Raw genomic sequence first — 1,875 nt, 5'->3', positions numbered from 1 at the left:
AGGCACAACCCAAATAGTGCATTTAGAATTGTCATCTTCTCGGCACTTAAGAATTCGCTCTATATTCCATTTTACCAAATTACGCCCTAAGACATTAAGAGAATCATTATACTTAAGATTCATCACCCACCAGCTACCGCCAGCACCAACCAACGCCGCCACCAATAGAGCCACAAGCGGCGAAAACCACTCCGTCACTTTTATCCAAGTAGTATTTCGTTGAAGCTCAACTAGCGCCGTATTCGCCCCATTGATTTGTGATAGCGCTGTCTCCAACCCCTTCTGTGACTGCCCCATCCGCTCTAACAAAGCCTTCAAAACCTGTTCATTGTTTTTGCTATTTGATTCCACCTTAGCTCCCCATACCGTCAACAGCTTTTGGAGTACAACAGCTTCCCTTACCGTTGCCCTAGATTGACTTAATACCTCTGCATTTGCCTCAGCTATCGCCGACGTATTCGCCATCCCAGCCTTCTGCATATTAGCAACGACAGATATTCCTACTTGAGTCAGACTATTAATCAGATTTTCAGCTTGTTCGTTGCTCACCTGATGATTTGATTGACTTGACTGCTCAATAAGATGCCGCTCCGTACTAATCCCGCCCAAAATATCCTCACACAGTTGCACGGTGTACTCCACCGCACCAATATACAAAAACAACACATCATCATCGGGCAAGTTTAACCGCCTCGCCGTCCGCATAATAGTTGCTTTATGTTCAGCAGTCATCCGAGTAATAATGCCATCTAAATAATTATCATCAATAAAAGTCATTCACCCAACCCCAAATACTTACCCGCTTTCTTCACTTCCTCCGTCATATCCATCAGCCAACGATAAGCTCTAGTGCGTTGGCTGCGCTGTAAAATAGTATTCTCTGCATCTACCGCCGTGCGAAAAGGTAAATCGTTATCCTCAATCACATCCCAAGAAGTCCAAAACATCTCTTGCAGATTTAACTCTATCCCCCCAAGCTGCTCAACAACCTTCTTTCTAGTCTGCGAGGCATCATAGCGGCTAAAAGTATGCGACTCGCCAAATAGCAGATTCTTCACCACCACATAATCAGCTTGGTTGCCACAAAGTTCAACTACATCCTTCAACGCACTCACGGAACTGCGAGTCTTGCCCAACACATGAACAATCGTGACTCGATAGCCTGATTCTTCCGCCACCGAGAGCAAATCTAATTCCCGAATCAAACTTGTAAACGCATCTCTAGACCTTGCTGGCAGATCCACCAGCAGCAAATCTTTGTACTCTCCCAGAGTATCAATTAGATAATCCGCTTCACCTCGCACCGTAAAATCAACCCGCTCCACAGCATCCGGTTCTCCATCCAATAGCCCAACTCCTTTATCACCCACACGCTTATAACAGCGATATAGGTCAGCATTGCTAGTATCTGAATCAATTGCTTGACAACCTATTGACTCATGGCGATAAACATCCAACAATAAGCGGGCTACCGCCGACTTACCTACACCACCCTTATCGCCATAAATAAAAACCAATCGTTTGAGAGTAGAACTTACGGACTTCTCTTCTTTAGCTGCCATAATATAATTCACCCACTACAACTCATCGTTACTAGGAATATCCGCAAACTTACCCCGAACTACCGACTTAGGTTTAGCTGCCGATTTTACGTCCTGCTTAATATCTGATTTAGTCTCAGCTTTAGTATCTGCTTCAATATCTAAACTGGTATCTAATTCAAGTTTAGTATCTGGCTTAACATCTGATACTACTAAATCTTCAGCCGTTTGAGTTGATAGCTTACCTGAACTTACCGGAGGAGTTTCAGGCGCACGTTTCTTCACCTTTGATTCAGCCAAGTATTGCTTCAGCGTCGCTCCTTTAATACTAATT

Annotated in this window: 3 protein-coding genes; all 3 read right to left on the bottom strand. The window is 44.2% G+C overall.

Annotated elements, in window-relative coordinates; all coding sequences use genetic code 11:
* On the bottom strand, positions 1-777 hold a 777-nt coding region (locus AC2VE5_RS26305), incomplete at its 3' end, for a DUF6753 family protein (RefSeq protein ID WP_486890503.1).
* Positions 774-1,562 carry a P-loop NTPase family protein gene (locus AC2VE5_RS26300; RefSeq protein ID WP_486890502.1) on the bottom strand — a complete coding sequence of 263 codons (789 nt, stop codon included), beginning with the start codon at positions 1,560-1,562 and terminating at the stop codon, positions 774-776. The genes AC2VE5_RS26300 and AC2VE5_RS26305, both read right to left, overlap by 4 nt.
* 15 nt (positions 1,563-1,577) lie before the next feature.
* A partial coding sequence (locus AC2VE5_RS26295; RefSeq protein ID WP_486890501.1) for a hypothetical protein occupies positions 1,578-1,875 on the bottom strand: 298 nt, incomplete at its 5' end.

The organism is Aliterella sp. E5.1, assembly GCF_057473825.1.
This window is presented reverse-complemented; position numbering and strand designations above follow the sequence as displayed.